This window comes from Streptomyces sp. UH6, from assembly GCF_013421635.1.
In the GTDB taxonomy this organism is placed as follows: domain Bacteria; phylum Actinomycetota; class Actinomycetes; order Streptomycetales; family Streptomycetaceae; genus Streptomyces; species Streptomyces abyssomicinicus.
Window position 1 is genome coordinate 1 of sequence record NZ_JACADT010001263.1, and the last position, 1,361, is coordinate 1,361.

Below are 1,361 nucleotides of genomic sequence, written 5' to 3' on the forward strand. Positions count from 1 at the left end.
GCCCCGTCGCCTTCGGGCTGCTGGTGCTCGCCCTGACCGGCGGGACGGTGGCCGGAGTGCGTCTCGGCCCCAAGGTGCTGCCCTCGCTCTCCCGGCGTCGCCTGCTGGCCCTGGCCCTGACCTTCACCGGCGTCGCGCTGCTGGCGACCGGCCTGGTGCCGGACATGGCGACCATGCTGCTGACCGCCGCCCTCGCGGGCACCGGCGCGGGAGTCGCCGCCAACACCGGCCACACCCTGCTCGACCTGGAGGCCGAGGAGTACCGCCGCCCGCGGCTCACCGACCACCTGCACGCCGTGGTCCGTGCCGTCATCGGCCTGGCCGCGGTGGCTGCCCCCCTGCTGGCCGCCGCGATCGGCCCGCACCGCGTGGAGAGCGGCAAGTTCGTCTTCGCCCACGGCGGCGCGGCCTTCGTGCTCATGCTGGTCGGCGCACTGCTGCTGCCGGTGGCCGCGCTGGTACTGGCCAAGACCGACGACCGGTCCGGTGTGCCGCTCCGTCACGACCTCCGCGATGCCGTCCGCGGCGACGAGCCCACCGCCGCCCCCGCGGCGAACGGTTTCTTCATCGCCCTGGAGGGCGGCGACGGAGCCGGCAAGTCCACCCAGGCCGAGGCGCTCGCCGAGTGGATCCGGGCCAAGGGCCACGAGGTGGTGCTGACCCGGGAGCCGGGCGCCACCCCCGTCGGCAAGCGGCTGCGGTCGATCCTGCTGGACGTCTCCAGCGCGGGCCTCTCGCACCGCGCCGAGGCGCTGCTGTACGCCGCCGACCGTGCCGAGCACGTCGACACCGTGGTCCGCCCCGCCCTCGAGCGCGGTGCCGTGGTGATCTCCGACCGCTACATCGACTCGTCCGTCGCCTATCAGGGCGCCGGGCGCGACCTGTCGCCAACCGAGGTCGCCCGTATCTCCCGCTGGGCCACCAACGGGCTGGTCCCGCACCTGACCGTGCTGCTGGACGTCTCCCCGGAGACCGCCCGCGAGCGGTTCACCGAGGCCCCCGACCGCCTGGAGTCCGAACCCGCCGAGTTCCACGCCCGGGTGCGGTCCGGCTTCCTCACGCTGGCCGCGAGCGATCCGGGGCGCTACCTGGTCGTCGACGCCGGCCAGGAGCCGGAGGCCGTGACCACGGTCGTCCGCCACCGTCTCGACCAGATGCTGCCGCTCTCCGAGGCCGAGCTGAAGGCCCGCGAGGAGGCCCGCCGCAAGGCCGAGGAGGACGCGCGACGCCGCGCCGAGGAGGAGGCCGCCCGCAAGGCCGAGGAGGAGCGGCTCGAGCGGGAGCGTCAGGAGGAGCTGGCCCGGCTGCGGGCCGAGGAGGAGGAGCGCCAGCGCCGCGAGCTGGAGGAGGCGCAGCGTCGC

General features: G+C 75.5%; 1 protein-coding gene. It reads left to right on the forward strand.

The genetic code is table 11. The features are described from left to right. On the forward strand, positions 1–1,361 hold a 1,361-nt coding region (tmk, locus tag HW445_RS31120), incomplete at both ends, for a dTMP kinase (protein WP_180224127.1).